At 34.7% G+C, this 16379-nt stretch carries 17 protein-coding genes and 2 pseudogenes; 12 read left to right on the top strand and 7 right to left on the bottom strand.

Translation table 11 applies throughout. From position 1 onward, the window contains the following. The 5 genes and pseudogenes from QI30_RS14740 to QI30_RS14760 form a co-directional block, all read left to right on the top strand. A pseudogene (locus tag QI30_RS14740) lies at positions 1–776 on the top strand (transposase); the annotation flags it as partial. Between the two features lie 433 nt (positions 777–1209). Then, positions 1210–2403, top strand: coding sequence for an MFS transporter (locus QI30_RS14745; protein WP_126991365.1), 1194 nt, complete (start codon positions 1210–1212; stop codon positions 2401–2403). A 769-nt stretch (positions 2404–3172) separates the two neighbouring features. Then, positions 3173–3634, top strand: coding sequence for a hypothetical protein (locus tag QI30_RS14750; RefSeq protein WP_126991366.1), 462 nt, complete (start codon positions 3173–3175; stop codon positions 3632–3634). Between the two features lie 107 nt (positions 3635–3741). Continuing rightward, positions 3742–4227 carry a hypothetical protein gene (locus QI30_RS14755; RefSeq protein WP_126991367.1) on the top strand — a complete coding sequence of 162 codons (486 nt, stop codon included), beginning with the start codon at positions 3742–3744 and terminating at the stop codon, positions 4225–4227. Between the two features lie 86 nt (positions 4228–4313). Next, positions 4314–5222: a DMT family transporter gene (locus QI30_RS14760; protein WP_126991368.1), complete on the top strand. Its 909-nt coding sequence runs from the start codon at positions 4314–4316 to the stop codon at positions 5220–5222. A gap of 349 nt (positions 5223–5571) precedes the next feature. Here QI30_RS14760 and QI30_RS14765 read toward each other — a convergent pair whose 3' ends face one another. Next, entirely contained in the window at positions 5572–6033 is a 462-nt protein-coding gene (locus tag QI30_RS14765) for a GNAT family N-acetyltransferase (protein WP_158621045.1), read from the bottom strand. A 103-nt stretch (positions 6034–6136) separates the two neighbouring features. On the opposite strand from QI30_RS14765, the gene QI30_RS14770 reads away from it, so the two are divergent. Together QI30_RS14770 and QI30_RS14780 are read left to right on the top strand one after the other, a co-directional pair. After that, positions 6137–6544 carry a hypothetical protein gene (locus QI30_RS14770; RefSeq protein ID WP_126991370.1) on the top strand — a complete coding sequence of 136 codons (408 nt, stop codon included), beginning with the start codon at positions 6137–6139 and terminating at the stop codon, positions 6542–6544. 867 nt (positions 6545–7411) lie between these two features. After that, positions 7412–7735 (top strand): hypothetical protein, encoded by a 324-nt coding sequence (locus QI30_RS14780; RefSeq protein WP_126991371.1) that lies wholly within the window; start codon positions 7412–7414, stop codon positions 7733–7735. 64 nt (positions 7736–7799) lie between these two features. On the opposite strand, the gene QI30_RS14785 is transcribed toward QI30_RS14780, so the two are convergent. From QI30_RS14785 to QI30_RS14810, 6 genes are all read right to left on the bottom strand, one after another. Beyond that, positions 7800–9029 (bottom strand): MFS transporter, encoded by a 1230-nt coding sequence (locus QI30_RS14785; protein ID WP_126991372.1) that lies wholly within the window; start codon positions 9027–9029, stop codon positions 7800–7802. 133 nt (positions 9030–9162) lie between these two features. Continuing rightward, positions 9163–9588 carry an ArsR/SmtB family transcription factor gene (locus tag QI30_RS14790; protein WP_126991373.1) on the bottom strand — a complete coding sequence of 142 codons (426 nt, stop codon included), beginning with the start codon at positions 9586–9588 and terminating at the stop codon, positions 9163–9165. A 144-nt stretch (positions 9589–9732) separates the two neighbouring features. Then, on the bottom strand, positions 9733–10815 hold the full coding sequence (locus QI30_RS14795; protein ID WP_126991374.1) for a hypothetical protein: 1083 nt from the start codon (positions 10813–10815) through the stop codon (positions 9733–9735). Positions 10816–11701: 886 nt separating this feature from the next. Continuing rightward, positions 11702–12136 carry a hypothetical protein gene (locus QI30_RS14800; RefSeq protein ID WP_126991375.1) on the bottom strand — a complete coding sequence of 145 codons (435 nt, stop codon included), beginning with the start codon at positions 12134–12136 and terminating at the stop codon, positions 11702–11704. A gap of 115 nt (positions 12137–12251) precedes the next feature. After that, positions 12252–13025 (bottom strand): YibE/F family protein, encoded by a 774-nt coding sequence (locus QI30_RS14805; RefSeq protein ID WP_126991376.1) that lies wholly within the window; start codon positions 13023–13025, stop codon positions 12252–12254. Continuing rightward, the gene (locus tag QI30_RS14810; protein WP_126991377.1) at positions 13022–14131 is read right to left on the bottom strand and encodes a YibE/F family protein; all 1110 of its coding nucleotides are present in this window, start codon (positions 14129–14131) and stop codon (positions 13022–13024) included. Before QI30_RS14810 ends, QI30_RS14805 begins: the two co-directional genes overlap by 4 nt. Positions 14132–14275: 144 nt before the next feature. On the opposite strand from QI30_RS14810, the gene QI30_RS14815 reads away from it, so the two are divergent. From QI30_RS14815 to QI30_RS14835, 5 genes and pseudogenes are all read left to right on the top strand, one after another. Next, a complete protein-coding gene (locus QI30_RS14815; protein ID WP_126991378.1) occupies positions 14276–14473 on the top strand; it encodes a hypothetical protein in 198 nt (65 codons plus the stop codon). A 258-nt stretch (positions 14474–14731) separates the two neighbouring features. Next, positions 14732–15061 carry a hypothetical protein gene (locus QI30_RS14820; RefSeq protein WP_126991379.1) on the top strand — a complete coding sequence of 110 codons (330 nt, stop codon included), beginning with the start codon at positions 14732–14734 and terminating at the stop codon, positions 15059–15061. A 61-nt stretch (positions 15062–15122) separates the two neighbouring features. After that, positions 15123–15503 (top strand): annotated as a pseudogene (locus QI30_RS14825) (ASCH domain-containing protein). 130 nt (positions 15504–15633) lie between these two features. Beyond that, complete coding sequence (locus tag QI30_RS14830; RefSeq protein ID WP_126991380.1) at positions 15634–15843, top strand: ATP-dependent Lon protease; 210 nt, start codon at positions 15634–15636, stop codon at positions 15841–15843. A 117-nt stretch (positions 15844–15960) separates the two neighbouring features. Beyond that, positions 15961–16122 carry an AraC family transcriptional regulator gene (locus tag QI30_RS14835; RefSeq protein ID WP_126991381.1) on the top strand — a complete coding sequence of 54 codons (162 nt, stop codon included), beginning with the start codon at positions 15961–15963 and terminating at the stop codon, positions 16120–16122. Positions 16123–16379: the final 257 nt, after the last annotated feature.

Raw genomic sequence — 16379 nt, forward strand, 5'->3', positions numbered from 1 at the left:
AGCGAAACAGTTATTCTAAAACAGATAGAGATGCGACGTTTATGCGTATGAAAGATGACTATATGAAAAATGGGCAGCTTAAGCCAGGTTATAATCTACAAGTAGCAACTGAAAATCAATATACACTCGCGTATGATGTATACCCTAACCCAACAGATACGAAAACGTTAACGCCTTTTTTAGAAACGATTACGGACCAGTATTTCGAATTACCGAAATATATTGTGGCAGATGCCGGTTACAGCAGTGAAGTTAATTATCAAAACGTGTTAGAAACACATGAACGTATCCCTCTTATCACTTATAATATGTATCGCAAAGAAGGAAAGAAGAAGTTTCAGCAAGACCCCTCAAAAACAAATAATTGGCCATACAATGAAAAAACAGACAGCTATACCTGCCCGAATGAAAAACAATTAACTTATCAATATGATGCGAGCCGTAAGGATCGTTCAGGGTATATACGTACGTTTAAAGTATATCAATGCGAAGACTGTTCAGATTGTCCAATACGTTCTCTCTGTACAAAAGCTGCCGAAGGCGCGCATCGAAAACTGTATGTGAACACGAAATGGGAACAACAGAAATCATATATACGACAGAAGCTTTCAGAACCAAAAACAGCTGAAATCTATCGTCAACGTAAAATTGACGTAGAACCAGTTTTTGGATTTCTGAAGGCTAATTTAGGTTTCACTCGATTCTCCGTCCGAGGAAAATCGAAAGTAAAAAATGAAATTGGCCTCGCATTAATGGCGACAAACTTAAGAAAATACGCAATAAGGGAATGGTAATTCCCAATTTGCGCATAAAAATAGAGAAGGTGATGTCAAATTCGACATCACCTTCTCTATTAAAGACTGGAATTTTTACTTATGTCCCAGCCTCTTTTTTTTATAAGAAAATTAACTAATTAATTTATAAAATGATTAATTAGTCGTTTGTGAATGAAAAGAACGATAGTATTTGTATCGATATTTAACTAATTAAATTATTAATTAGTTAAATAATTAATTGGTTTATTAAAAATTCTGAATTTATGATATAATCTAGTTAATTATTTCATCTTCCCGCCAGTAGTAACTATCTAAATTTTAAAAATAATTTTGGCATTGGTTTTGTGTTTTTTTTTTTTTTTGAAAACGGGAGGGGATCAGATGTAGCTTCAAACTACCTTTTAAATTTTTTATAAAAGAAAGGGTAGGGAAGATGAAAAAATCGTTCCATTTTTTATGGGTAAGTCAATTATTCGCCAATTTAGGTGATGTTTTTTACATTGTCGGTCTCATTTCGATTTTGTATCAGTTCAATGAATCTACATTTACACTGGCATTATTACCAGTATTAAATATGTCCGGGCGTATGATGAGTAGCTCGGTTGCACCATTTTTCTTAAATCGATGGCGTTTAAAAAGAATCTTATTGGTGTCGCAATTTTTAAAAACGATATTACTCGCATGCCTTCTTTTTAGTGTGATGACAACCACAAATTTAGTCATTGTATGTTCAATGATTTTTATCATTGCATTGCTTGATGGAGTAGCATTGCCTTCGAGTGAAGCGATGCTACCGAGACTTGTCACAAAGGCTCGTTTAATTCGCGCAAATAGTTTTTTATCAATGCTTAATGAATCCACAAGATTAGGTGGCTGGGCACTTGGTGGGCTAATTGTTGCGATGACAAATGGGTCGTGGATTATTATGCTGACATTAGCATTATATGTTCTATCAACATTGGCTATTTTTTGTATTAAAGATGCAACGGAATTTATACGAAAAGAAACCGTTTTGGAAAAAAGTGAATTAATGGAGGGCTTCCAAATTATCTGGTATAACAGATCGTTTCGCAGTCTTCAAATTCTTTCATTTTTATCAACGTTTGCGAATGTTGTATGGGTAGCTGCCTTTATTTACATTTTTGTAGATGAAGTGCTCCAAGTTTCTGAGGCATGGTGGGGCTATATTAATACCAGCTTTTTTGTAGGATTACTTGTGGGTGCTTCAGTATGTATGAAGCTTGAACAGTATTTTCAGATGAATTTCCGCAAATGGCTGTTGCTAAGCAGCATTATCATCGCCGTTGTTATGCTAGGTTTTAGTATAAATACGTGGCCTTTTATGGCGCTTGTATTGTCTGCTGCTTTTGGTTTTGTGACGCAGCTGCAAGGAATACTTATGGCCTCATGGATACAGGTGAGAGCAGATGAACAGATGCTTGCGAAAATATATAGCGCGCAGGAAGTTTTAAATGGCGTCGCATTTGTTGTCGCCACACTTTTAGTCGGCTATGTTGCTGATTTTATGGCGATTCAATTTGTTTTTATCGGTGCCGCCATTTTATTAGGCATCACAGCATGTTATTTTCTGTATGAACGCAAAAATTTCACGAAAACATTGCATTAATTTTTTGAAGGAAGTCGCATCAAGCGGCTTCTTTTTTTATGTGGCAGATGTAAATGATTTGCTAGAAATACCGAATTACCTCAGAAAGCGTGTTTTAACTACGACATATTTTTTAATAAGTGCTATCCGTATGTTTATTTACATAGTTATGTAGTAATCATTTGCTTAGGATAAATGAAATAACAAATCTTTAGGATTAATTTGGCGATAAATACAAAATTGTTGTATAGAATATCAGCAGAAAACACCCGCTAGAGCTACTCTAACGGGTGTTTTTTGACTATTTTCTTGCTCAAAAGGGCTTTTTTTGTAGCAGCAAACGAGAATTTTCGGCAGTTGCAGCGAAAATATTCGTTATTTAAATAAATGACACGATCCAGATGGAATTTCGATTTTATGGGATGAAAAAAAGAGCATTTTCTATTAAAAACTACCCCATAGAGCCGCGTTTTTGCACAAAATTCGACTTTGCCGGGAATCATAAATAATAACTATTTTTCAAGATGTCGTGAAATAAAAGTTTAGTTGACAAGGTTATGCAATATTTCTAATAAAACTGTCGAGATTCATCGGCCAATCGTCTTTGATTGGCACATATTTTTAAATATGTCGTATCCAAAACCCGCTTCTTGAGGTGATGAGTGATTTGTGATGAAGAATTTGTTGGAGCTGATTTATTAATAGAAAATACATTAGAAAATTTAAATTTGAAAGGTGGTGAATAATTGTTAAACGATTTAAGCTGAAAAGAAATGATGGGAGGAATTATATGGAAATAGATGAACTACAGTTATTGATAAAACAAAAAGCAAAACGGTTTCACAGAAAATATACGCCAACAAGCGAACAAGTTAGACGTAATCGAATTTTAAAAAACAGTGGGCATGATATTAAAAATATTAGACGAGGAAATTATCATAATTTTTTTCAATATTTTTTGATGAACTATGCTAAAGAATTTAATTTGATTGGTATTAAAGAATACAAAGTTAAAAATGGGCGAATTGATGTTATGTGGCAATTACCAAATGGTGAAAATTTTATTGCATTTGAAATTGATACGAGTAATAGAGTAAAATCCATTCAAAAACTATTAGATGTTGAAGTGGAGCATCGAATTTGGATATGTTCTGCATATATTGTGAAATTCGAAAAGTTTAAAGTGTTTGGTGAAGTAACTGCTAATGAAATACGAAATGGAAACCGAGTTATTAAATGTATCTATATTTAATTAGAAATGTTAAATATATTTTAAATGGAATTAATTTACTTTTTGTGTCATTAAAAGCGCTTTTTTTTATTAATGATGATAAAATATTATTAGAAAGAGGTGTTGGTATGGAGTGGACAGTAGAGGGATATAAAGCATCATTACATGAACAATTTTCTCAATATTCAGCTGAAATAATCGAAGGATTTAAAAAGGTGAAGCAGGAGAGCTATTCTGAGGACGTGGCATTGTTGCAGGTGATGGCTTTTATTGGCGAGCCTACAATCGATATGCAATTGTTTTTCATGGCAGATATGTTTGATGAAGCGGGTACAGAAGCATTAGATTTCTTAGAGGATGCACTGCTTGATAAATGGCTTGATGTGTATGGCTATGGTGAGGATTCAGAAGCATATGAAGAATTCTACGAAGAAAATGAGCTTGAGGATGTATTGATTGCAGAGCTTGGGCAATGGATAAAGGATTGCTTTGATGAAGCAAATGGTTCAGACATTCGCTATCCAATTTATTTCGGAGTGCATGATGGTCCATATATGCTTGATTTGCATACGAATGAGTGGATAAATCCAGATGAGTCAGATGAGGACGAATAAATAGTAAAAGGGGTTACAGAATTTATTCTGTAACCCCTTTTTTTATTAGGGAAAATGGGAAGAGACATATAAAAGGAGGGCGTGAGATGTTTGCTCTAGCAATGGCAATCGGTGTAATTATGGCAATTCAATCAGCGGTAAATGCACAACTTCGTATATATGTGGGTTCGGCATATGTAACATCCTGGGTATCGTTTACGGTGGCACTTCCTTTTCTCATCATAATGACGTATGTTACAGGTGCATCACTCGGATTTCCGCTTACTCTGTTTGAAACAGAGCCTTTTTATATATGGATAGGTGGTCTATGTGGTGCCGTGGCATTGATGTCAAATGTGCTTTTATTTCCGGTGCTGGGGAGTGTGCAAACGGCAATCTTACCGATTGTTGGCATGACAATAATGGGAATGCTTATTGATCATAATGGTTGGTTTCAAGTACCACATTATGCTTTTGGATGGGCTCGATTCACCGGATTACTACTCGTTTTAACTGGTGTTGTGCTTGTCGTTTATCGAAAAAAAACAGTGGTAGTTTCGACAAATAGACAATGGCTCTGGCGTTTATTAGGCATTGTAGGTGGTCTACTACTAGCGATACAGGTAGCCGTTAATGGTCGTTTAAGTACGGTGCTTCATTCCGCACCGCATGCAGCGTTCATTTCCTTTTTTGTCGGTATGCTGACGCTTGCTTGTATCGTTGTCGTGACGAAACATTCATTTCGTCAAGTGCTCACCCCATTTCGTGAAAAAGCGCCGTGGTGGATTTTCCTCGGAGGGATTTTAGGTGGAACCTTTGTACTGGCGAATGCCTATTTAGCAGGAGTTTTAGGGACAGGACAAACTGTTGTATTTGCGCTTTTTGGACAAATGACTGCGAGTGTAATCGTACAGCAATTTGGCCTTTTTCATTCAGAAAAAAATCGCGTACGCCTAATGCAAATAATGGGTTTAGTCATCATTATCGTTGGCATCGCGATGATTCAATTATTATGAATTAATTTGTTAATAAATTAACTAATTAATTTCAATTTAAAGTATTTCTTTTTTGCTTTTCATATATGTCTGATATCAAGTACTGAAATAAACAGTAGATTAGCTGTATTTAATAACGTATATGCTACATCAGTACGGTGTGGGAAATGGTGGTTTGGAAGTAAAACACTCTGACTTATCGATGCTAATCGTCCATTCTGAAAAATCTCTAGCCGATATATTAAAACAATTTTTATAAGGCTAAAAAACGACTGGGGAAAAAATATATCCAGTCGAAAAGATAAGCATAAACATAAGGAGTCGTGCTAACGTGCGATTCCTTTTTTGTTGTGAACCTACTTGAGACTTTTCATTGAATAATTTTCTCCATTGATACAATGGCCATAACTTCTCCATTTAAATTCGTGTACAGCTCCTCGGTTGTAATGGTGAAGCCCAATTTCGTATAAAGGGCGATATTGCCATTCTCAATTTTACGAACCTTACATTGGAGGAAAGCTTTATGCTGGGCAAGTGCCATCCGTGCCAATTCATCGACTAGCTTACTCGCAATGCCGCGGCGCTGATAGCTTGGTAGAACAGAAAGACGTGAGAAATACAGAGCATTTGGCATCCATTTATATTTAGACATCGCTACTAGCTCGTCCTCTAGTTGATAGCCAATGCAATACACGCCATTTTCGAGCTCCTGCTCAAGTGATTCGATGGTTTCCTTTAGCGCACTTGATGGCTGTGGATCCTCCTTGTATCGTTCAAAGGCTGCTAACATAATAGGCAAAGCCTCTGAAGCGGTTAAGTGATGATTGAACATAAAAATCCCTCCTTTTACATTAATATACATAAAAACATAGGCATAGTGTTAAAATAATATATTATTAAGTAGAACTAAAATAATTATTAGGAGTGTTAAGATAATGGTTTACTTAGAAGATTTAAGCATCGAATTTAGTGAAACAAAAGTTGGTTTGAATGTATTAGAGAAAAAAGACGAAACAATTCATTTTGATTTAATGCTTGAATGCGAGTTTTTGAATTTTTCACATGACTATGTATGGCTTGAAGAAGATGTTGATTTAGTATTAAAAAGTATTGCGAACATCAAAAGAAACAACTTAGAACAAGATATTATCAGTGTAGATTCTCCAGGGATAGCGTTTAGTTATGAACAATATTCTCACGACAAAACGATATACTTTTTCACAGTGTCAGTAGATTTGGGATTCATCACATCTAATATGGGGACAGAAACACTACTTAGTATCACACTAAATACTACGCTAGCTGATTTTGAAAATTGGATTAGAAAAGGCTTCAATAAATAAACATGCTTAAAAGCAAAAGAAGATAGCCTAGTAAGCTACCTTTTTGGGTGATGTAATTGTGTAGCTAAATTATGTGAAATAGTGTTATCGGTAGTTACGAAATCGGATGAATTTACTGTCTAAACATTATTACACCATTTTAGAAATAGTATATCTTATACATATACTATATTGTAGGGAAAATGGGCTACCCTTGAAAAAATCATATTATTTTACAAAAATATGGAATTATATTTACTGAACTCATTTTTAATCATGGAGAGACAGATGAAATGATAGTATCCGTTAAAAGTTCGGGTTTTAAGTTTAATTGTAAATGGTTTGGAAAAATCTTTCCTGATACATACTAATCTAATATTGGAAATGGAAATTTATGGCGTATACATAAGTGTCATAACATTCCAAAATGCCATTTCGTTAATGTTCAATCGAGCAGCATAAAAAATCGGAGCTATATGACTGATTAGCAATCAGTAGTGAAATTTATAATTATTGAAATTGATGGCTACGTTAACCAAGTTATCCTTAGAGGAAGAAAGTGTTCAAAACAACAATTGAAACAAATGTATTTCCAAGTAAAAGAATTGACACGGGAGACTAGTGACCTGCCTAACATTTTTTGTAGACTTTATAACTTTGAGCAAGTTTCTTATTCAGAGGATATTGAAGTAGATTTTGTGATAGATCTTGATACAGACAGAATTTATTCGCCTTCATACTAATAATTTCAGGAAATTCCCTAAATCTCTTTTGAAAGATTTGTTACATTTTATACAAGGCTATAAACGCCTAAATACCTCAATAGTATTGTCTGTTTGGAAAGGAAAAAAGCGTGAATAGAGTTAAGTTAAATAAGAGGGTAGTAGTATGATTGAATTTATTGACAGTTGGCTAGGCTTAGCTTGTTGGGTGTTGATTCTTTGGCAAGTCTTTTCTTCTAAAACATCAACGAATAGGATTTATACTACATTCTGCAAAATCGTATTTTTGGTCTACCTTGTTTCACTCATCCTATTTTATTTAAATTATGATGACACTACATTTTTGATGAAGCATTTCTTCTTTTTAGCCATTATGACAAGCTTTCATCTGGCAATGACTTTTTCGGAGCAAGAAAAAAAGAAATCAAGAAATCGTGCCATCGTTGTTTGTGTGCTTAGTCTTTTAATTAGCATCATTTTTTTTAGATAATGAAGAGAATTTCTGAACTATCCAATTGTTAGAGTTATCTAGCAATTGGATAGTTTTTTAATGCTTATGAGATATTTTCAAGTGTTGATAGCGAGCGAATGGATTTTTTCGTTACCCAATAGCAGCCTACAAAAATAATTAAACATGCGCTATAAAAAATGGTTTGGTCTGAGCCGATTAATGCGCCTAAAAATCCTCCTAGCAGTGCTCCTAAAGGTGCTAATGTAATGGAAATGCCAACCATTGAGCCAATTGCCATGCCTAATTTGTTTGCGGGCACACTTAATTGTACGATTGTTTGAGAAATTATATTTAGAATGCCAACTGGGACCCAGCCTATAAAAAATAGTACAACTGTGAGTATTTTAGCCGTTATTGTATCAATATTTATTAAAGCTACTAGCGCCCAGAGAACACCTACTGTGAAAATGGAGAGAATGTATGTTTTATTTAAAGGCTTTTGTGTTAATTTGAGCCTATTAATTAATAGTGAACCGATTAAAATGCCAATGCCAGAAGCGGCCATTAGGAAACTGTAATGAATAGTTGAAGTTGAAAATGAAGGCAAGTTTGCGTAAATACTTGTTGTTGCAAAGTTAATAACAATTACACCGATTAGCATTGGTAGTAGAACAGGGTTTTTCCAAAAAGCTAATCCTTCTTTAAAATCTGCGAAGTAGTGTTTAATAGCATTTGCTTTCTTTGATGCTTCGGCGCTGTTATTTATTTGAGCTATTTTTTGAGATAAGAATATAAATAAAATCCCGTTGATTAAAAATGTCATACTGTTTAAATAGTACACTGAATAAATTCCTACTAAAGCAATGACTACGCCAGAAATCGCATTAAATAAAGCATCACTACCTTGATAAGCAATCGTGAATAATGAATTCCCTTTGACTAACTCATCCTCTTTCAAAATTTTAGGTAATAATGAAATCTGACTTGGATAAATTAGTTGATTCATTAACGTTACTAGAGGCATGATAACTAAAATTTTTGTCACAGTTAATTGATCAAAATAATGTAGCAGGGGAATTGTTAACAGTAGAAGAGCTTGAATAAACTGAAATGAAATTAATGATTTTTTAATATTGATACAGTCTAACATCGGACTCAGTAAGACTTGTACAATACCCATTGAGGACGTTAAAAATAGAGCAAAACCTGAATAGAATACGGAATTTGTTAAATGGTAAACAAGTAGCATAGTCGCAATGGAATACATACTATCTCCGAAATTAGCAATGAATCTTCCTACAAATAAAATGTTGAAATCTCGATTTTTAATCATTTCAATCGCTCCTTTAATATGTTGTAAAATTTTTAATCGGTTACTATTTTTATAACGTTTTAAAAAAACTGACAGTTAAGCTAAAATACAACCAGAATACGTATTCTTGATAGAAATGTATTCTGGTCCTTTTTTATTCACCAATATATAAAGTAATCTTTTCTGTAGTAGTAGATGCTGATACACCGTATTTATTAATTAGATCATTCATTTCGTTTTTAAAATTCGCTACATTTTCCGCTTCAACAAAGATTTCCTTATAGCCCGCAAAGAAATGATTATTGAATATCGAAATATCTGGAATAAATGCTTTAGCAACAGGAAGATAAAATTTTTGGATAATGCCATTTTTAACTTCCGTTTTGGCGACCTCAATAAATCCATGATTTTCTAACTCTTTTAAATGATAGTGGATTTTTGAGCGATTAATATCTATGGCCTTTGCGATATCCTGCCCAGACATCGGCCCATCTTTTAAACTCAAAAGAATACTAATGCGAAGCGAATCACTAATGGCCTTTAACGATTCAATATCCGTTATATAATGTATGTCTTTCAATGGCTTACCGCTCCTTTATGAGTGTATTAAAAATACTGTAATATATTTTTTTAAAACGGTCAACTTTTTTTGACGGATTTATTTGAATATATTTACAAATTGATAGAAGGAGAGAAAAAAGATGCTTTAAATTCTTCTATTTTTTTATAAAAGATTATCCTCCTTCATACTCTCGATTACCGCATCAATAATCTTTTCTAACATCAGCACTTTCTGCGTATAATCATCAATGCTTTTCCCAAGTGAGGATTTATCGATAGGAATCGACAAGGATAGGAGCTTGGTGTTTCGTTTTTTGCTAGCTGGCAAGCTTTCTTTTACAAGCTCATATAAACGTTCCGCAAATAGCTGTTTATGTTCAATAAACTTTGCGTATTGTGGATCGTTTTTAATTTTGGCATGGGGTACATAGGGGTTCGTCTCAAAACGCACGCCAATTTCGTTAAGGGAATCATTGGAGCTGCTCAATAGATTAATGTAGGTATCAATATGAACATAGAAGGTTTTGGATAAGCCAGCTTTATCAAATGGTGCTGTCGCTTTCCAATTTGATTTTGTAATCAGGAATAGGAAGTTATTGCGACCAGTACCTCCTACCTCTCCCCAGTCGAGTGTAAACGGAGCATGTGCGTTAAATTGGTCAAAAAGAAGTTGTTGCCAACATATTTTCTTTTGTGTGCTATCCAATGCATAGTCTGTAGCTAGTGTTTCAAATGGTGTACGTAACGGCGCATAAAATGCATGTAATTTTTCTTGGAAATCCTTAAAAATCATATGTAGCGTCGAATCCTGTAAAATCCAATCCTGCGTTAAAAATTCACTATAGTATAGATGCTTAAAATTTGAGCTACTTGGCATAACCGTTGTATCCAGCGTTAAGAAAATATAATGAAATGTGGCCGCTTCCATTCCGACCTTTTTTAACAAGCCTTCTTTAGCTTCGTTTGATTCATAACGTATTGTCTGTAAAATGCCTTCACCTGTGCCAAGCTTATTTTCAATCACAATGATTTGATCACCGTTCACAATCACCATATCCGGAGTTCCAATCGCTTTACCGAGTTCTAAGCGATTCATAATCGTGTACCCAGCGTGTGTATTGAGCGCCACATCCCCCGCTGCTAGAAATTGTTTTAAGAAAGCTGGAGAATCTTCAAAACAGCTTTTAAGTAAATCAGAAATTACATCTTCTCTGTAAAAAATATTCAATGCATCAATGGTGTTCATGGGCAGTGCCTCTTTTCTATGTAGATAAGTGAGTATAGCTTAACATTTTAATTTTTTGTGAAATTATGAATTTGGAAACATTATCAAAAGAGCAACGTCAGATTAAATGGAAATAAAGAGTATTTAGTTAACTGGTGTTAAAATAAATAAACGGAGAAAAAAATGAAAAAAATATTGCTTTCTATAGTGCTACTAATTATAAGCATTGTATATTTAATTACATCTTTATCAAAAAAAACGCTGTATGTATCTAGTATGTCAATGGATGTGGATAATCCGATTCATTTTCACCCGTTATTTTTAAGAATCAATTTAAATATTTCTGATACTCAACTAGCCTATTACGATATTACACTAGTACCCGTTTATCTATTAATAGTAGTTTCATTAATATTAGTAAGTTTAGCCATGAAGAAAAATAAAAATAATTAATTTAAGAAGCTTAAAAACAATTCCCAAACAACATTTTGATAGCCTTATAAATCAACGACTTTATAGACAAAATCCACTAAAAAACGCCGCTTCAATGTTAATTTGAAGGAGCGTTTTAATTTGTCTATAAAAGGATTGTTTTGGAGAATTAAATTCACTATGTTGAAAATCATAAAAAATTATCAGTTTAATCTTCTGAGAAAAGCGCTTCAGTGAATGGTTTGTTTTTATGTACTTCAAGCTTTCCATATTCAGCATCGAACAATGAAGCGAGTTTAAAAGATGTATTGCTGCCTTAAAAAATTAAAGCCCCGCCCATAAAATTAAATATTTATTTAGCATTTGACAAGTGGATGGAGCAAATGCTTATTTCGTCCTGCCAAAAATTAAATTATAAACTTGTTGAATTGCTTAAAAGGGCATAAAAAAGACCTCTAAAGTCGAGTTCAAATCATTATTTTTGGTTTGATAATTCTTCGCCAACAAGGATTTCAAAGAGTTCTGCTGAATTCCCCGTATCTAGTTGAACATAGTTACTTTCAGCGTCTATAACAAGTTCTACTTTATCGTTGTTCGGAGTTATCCAAAGTTCATATGTCACCGCTTTTGATTCAATTTTAGGATTTTTGTATGGAAATATGAATCTGTAATCAGGTGGGTGAGTCATATTTACTTTTGCATGTTCCCAATCAATCTCATTTAAAATATCTTTCACTTTTTGAACCTGTTCATTATCAGTAATTTTTTTGAAATCCGCATATTTATTTTCATCACCAATGCGATGTTGAACTTGTATATAGCGTTCTTCATTTTCTATTACGTTTGAACACCCTACTAAAAATATGGAGACGATACCAAAAAGGGAAATAAAGTATTTAATTTTTTTCATAATATCTCCTTCTATATAAAATGGCTATAATTGGAAACTATTTCATGTTTAGTATAGCATATTCTAAAAACAACAAACTTTACGAAAACAGCCTTTAACAAAAAAATCCCACCTTTCATGAAAGGTGAGTTTCTTCTTTTGTATCTTTTAAAAAATAAGAAGCAATGAAAGCTGTGATTGGAATGACAAGGGTTACGCCAATACCAGCGCAGCAAATCGTAATGAGCTCACTACTAAAAATTTTGGAGTTTACAATCTCACCAAGTGAATAGGATAAATCATTAAACCAAATAAGTAGGGCTAGGTAGCTTCCGAAAAAAGCGAAAAATAAGGTATTCGCACTTGTACCAATAATATCTCGGCCAATGTGCATGCCAAAATCAAATAATTGTTTACGCGTAGCTTCAGGGTGTAAAGTGAGCATTTCCCGCATTGGAGAAGCAATCGCAATGGCTGCATCTGTAATGGCGCCGATTGTACTCATAATAATGACCGAAATTACGATTTGCTGAAAATCTAGGCCAATATGGAGGGACATCATACTTAATTCTTCTGTTTCTTCCTCGCCAAACCCTTGAATTAATGAGCTTTTAGTGAAGAGCCAGATGAGTACTACAAGAAAACCAGTAGTAGCGAGCGTAGAGACGAATGCGATTTTTGTCATGGGATTTACTTCATTAATATAAAACAAATTAATGATACTAACGACAATACAGGCAATAAACGTCAATAAAATCGGGTTGAATTGTGGAACATTCATAAAGAAGAGCAGCACAATTACGACAATGAAATTTAAAAATAAAGCAATAAATGAACGCAATCCTTTTTTGCCGCCAATTATCAGCATACATATCGCTAAAATAATGGCGAGTACTATAATAATATTCATCGTATCGCCTGCTTTCGTTTAATAAAGAATAAGACAATGACTAGCGAAATCGGGATGGCTAACACAATACCAATGCCGCCAACAAGGGCACGGACAAGCTCTAATGAAAGGTTAATGGATAATGTGTACCCGAATGCCGATTGATTTTTAAAATAAAGTAACAGCATGGGAATGGAGCCACTTACATAGGCAAAGAATAAAATATTGGTCATTGTGCCCATAATATCTTTTCCGATTTCACGGCCAGATTGAGCCAGTCTTTTTAAAGAAATAGCGGGATTTTTCTCATACAATCCATAAAGCGAGGAAGACATCGTAATCGCAATATCCATTACAGCTCCGAGTGAACCGATGAAAAGGCCCGCCATAAAGACCGTTTTATATGGCCGCGTAATAAATTGTAGCTCTTCATAGCGCATACCTTGTTCATTTGTCAGCTTTAAGACAATAAAGGCAAGGCCGAGTGACACGAATGTACCAACCAATGTGCTGAGAATAGCAGTCATTGTCTTTTCGTTAAAACCATTTACGAGTAGAAGGGATAAAATGGTGAAGAGGAAAATCCCAACGATGCATAGTATAAGTAGATAGGCGTCGTATGTTGTATAAATATTAATAATGGTCCAAACAATTGCCGCGTTAATAAAAAGACTAATGACAGAAAAGAGACCTTGTAAACGCCCTACCGCAATTAAAACCGCGATAAATACCCAGAGTAGTGTGACGATATGAACGTCTCGCTTAACGCCTACAATATCATAGCTATGTATGTCATTTTTTTCGGCTAGCTTATTTTTTTCGATAAATAAATCATGGCCAATTTCATATTCATTATCAAATCCTTTTGAGTCGGAATATTGATTAGTTAACGTGATAACGTCGCCTTTTTTTTCACCATTTGTAATTTTTGCAGTTAGCTGCTGTGTATAGAGCGTATCTTTATTATTGAATTGATCAGTAACGGCTTCCGTTTTTGTGACAGTGTTTTCTGTTACAGTCGCAATGGTTTGATGATAAAATGAATCATTATAGTGCGTAAATACGATAGAAACAGCCGCACAGAGAATGAGTAAGGCGGCAAGCCACCATTTACGAAAGGATTTCATACGCTAGGCACCTCCTTGATATGTAATACCTTAGCTATCTTACAGGTTTTGAGCATGTTGATAAAGTAGAAAGTGCCTTTGTTTAAGCTAAAAATGATACATACGGAACTAAGGAATGAAATAACTCGATAAAAGGAGCATTCTATGGAGAAAATCTTATTTATTACCTTTTTTATCGCTATACCGCTTCTATCTATCATTGTCGTCACGGGCATAAACGTTGTGCTGCGAGACGCTGCATTTTGGCCAGCCTTAGAAGCATCTTTTCCAATCATTGTTTTTTACTATTTAGCCTTGAGTATTGTTTGGATAAGTAATGTAGAAAAAAATACGCCAGGTTAAATAAAAAGAGGCTGGGACATACGTATAAAAACAACCTCTCCTATGAGCATAAGACAAACCGGAATCGCGCTGTGACGCGGTTCCGGTTTGTCATTGCGAACGCTAAAAAAGGAAAATGACGTGTTTTGTCCCAGCCTCATATTTTCACCATCTGGACGGTTTTTATTACTTTCTATTTTTGGTAGACTATTACTGGTAGGCTATTGAACTAATTTGAACTATTAAAGTGATATCTTTTAATGTAGGGGAGTGGGTAAAATGATGAAGAAAAAACGAATTCAACATATAAACTACAAAAGATTTAAGCTTAAAACGGATTGCATTGCAGCGCAGGAATGTGAGGTATGTCATGAATATTTTGTTGTTGAGGATAAGGACATCAGGGAATGCTGTCCGAGCTGCGGGGGTGCTTTAGAAAATTTCACTGAACATAAGGGAACGGAATGTATACAGTGCAATCAGTTGTTTGAAGCGTATGAACCGATATATGTACATAAGGAAAATCGTCGTCTATGCATAGGGTGTTATGAATTATTAGAAAAGAGGTATTTGTCTTTTAAAAGGGGGAAGGTAGATGAACAAAGTTGAAGCTTACTGGCAGAGCTATGCGACAAAAAATGGATTGAATCTTAGCACACCCGATGCGTAGATGTTTGGGGATGGCTCGAAAGAAATGGGTGATACATTAGGTGCGCTTGTTGTAGAGGGTATCAAAACAGGGACCTGCGCGGCGCATTGTATTTATTAGTTAGAGGGCGAAAAGCTTCAGCAAGTCGGTCAGTTTGATATTGTCTTAGATGGCGATGAAAATCCGCTTGCCATTATTCAATATACCAACATCGAGCTCGTCAAAATGAAGGATGTAACACCAGCCTTTGCAAAATCGGAGGGTGAAGGGGATTTAGGCTATGATTACTGGTATGACGCCCATGTGCAGTTTTTTACATGGGAGCTAGGCTTGTATGATCTCACCTTTACACCAGATATTTTACTCGTTTGCCAAACGTTTGAAGTGGTTAATATTTATTAAAGGCACCTAAAATGATGGCATAGGTTTTTTGACCTGTTTTATTTTTCAGTATAATATTTTTCATGGAGGTATGTTATGCTTTAATTGGTTATTACCATAATAAGGTATAATTTACAAAGAGGTGACAGCGATGAAATTATTTTTATGTATACTGGGTGCGGCTGTATTAAGTAGTTTACTTTTCTTTGGTATTTTGGGTATTTATATTGTCAGTGCAGTCGTAATTGGTGTGTTATTTAGAGCATTGATGCTACTTCAAGAGATTCATAAACAAACGGTACCAGCGAAGGATAAGGTCAATGATGCCTATACAAGCTATATGAACGAGCGAGAAAATTAAAGGTACATACAAAAAGGCGTGATTCCATCATAAAGAATCGCGCCTTTTTTTGTTAGCGCAATAAATATCAAAAACGAGGTAGTTTTTTCACTTATACTTATTTTAAGGTGAAGCAAGATGTACAGTCAAGCAGTCGAGCAAATCATTGATACATTAGAGGAACAGTTATTAACTGATTGGCAGTTGGAGCAATATGCGGAGCGAATAGGCTATTCAAAATATTATTTAACAAGAACCTTTAAAAAAGAAACGGGTCTTACGATAGGAGCGTATATTTGAAGAAGACGTCTTGCTGTAGCGGCATTTTTATCATGTCTGTAGCAGAAGACGCTCACCTCAAGGAGCGAAGTGAGTAGGTGGGCGATGCATGCTGTGCTTTTGACGAATAGCACGTTTCAGGAGATAATCCGTATGATAAGTATGAAAGATTGATGTGGCAATGAAATTAGATAGTAATAACCAGTCCGTATTTTCGTTAAAATACCATTCAATCCGGACTGTTACAAATCGAAAAAGGGTATGGAAAGACTAGAAAT

The sequence above is a fragment of the Candidatus Kurthia intestinigallinarum genome (assembly GCF_003991225.1).
GTDB classification, from domain to species: domain Bacteria; phylum Bacillota; class Bacilli; order Bacillales_A; family Planococcaceae; genus Kurthia; species Kurthia populi.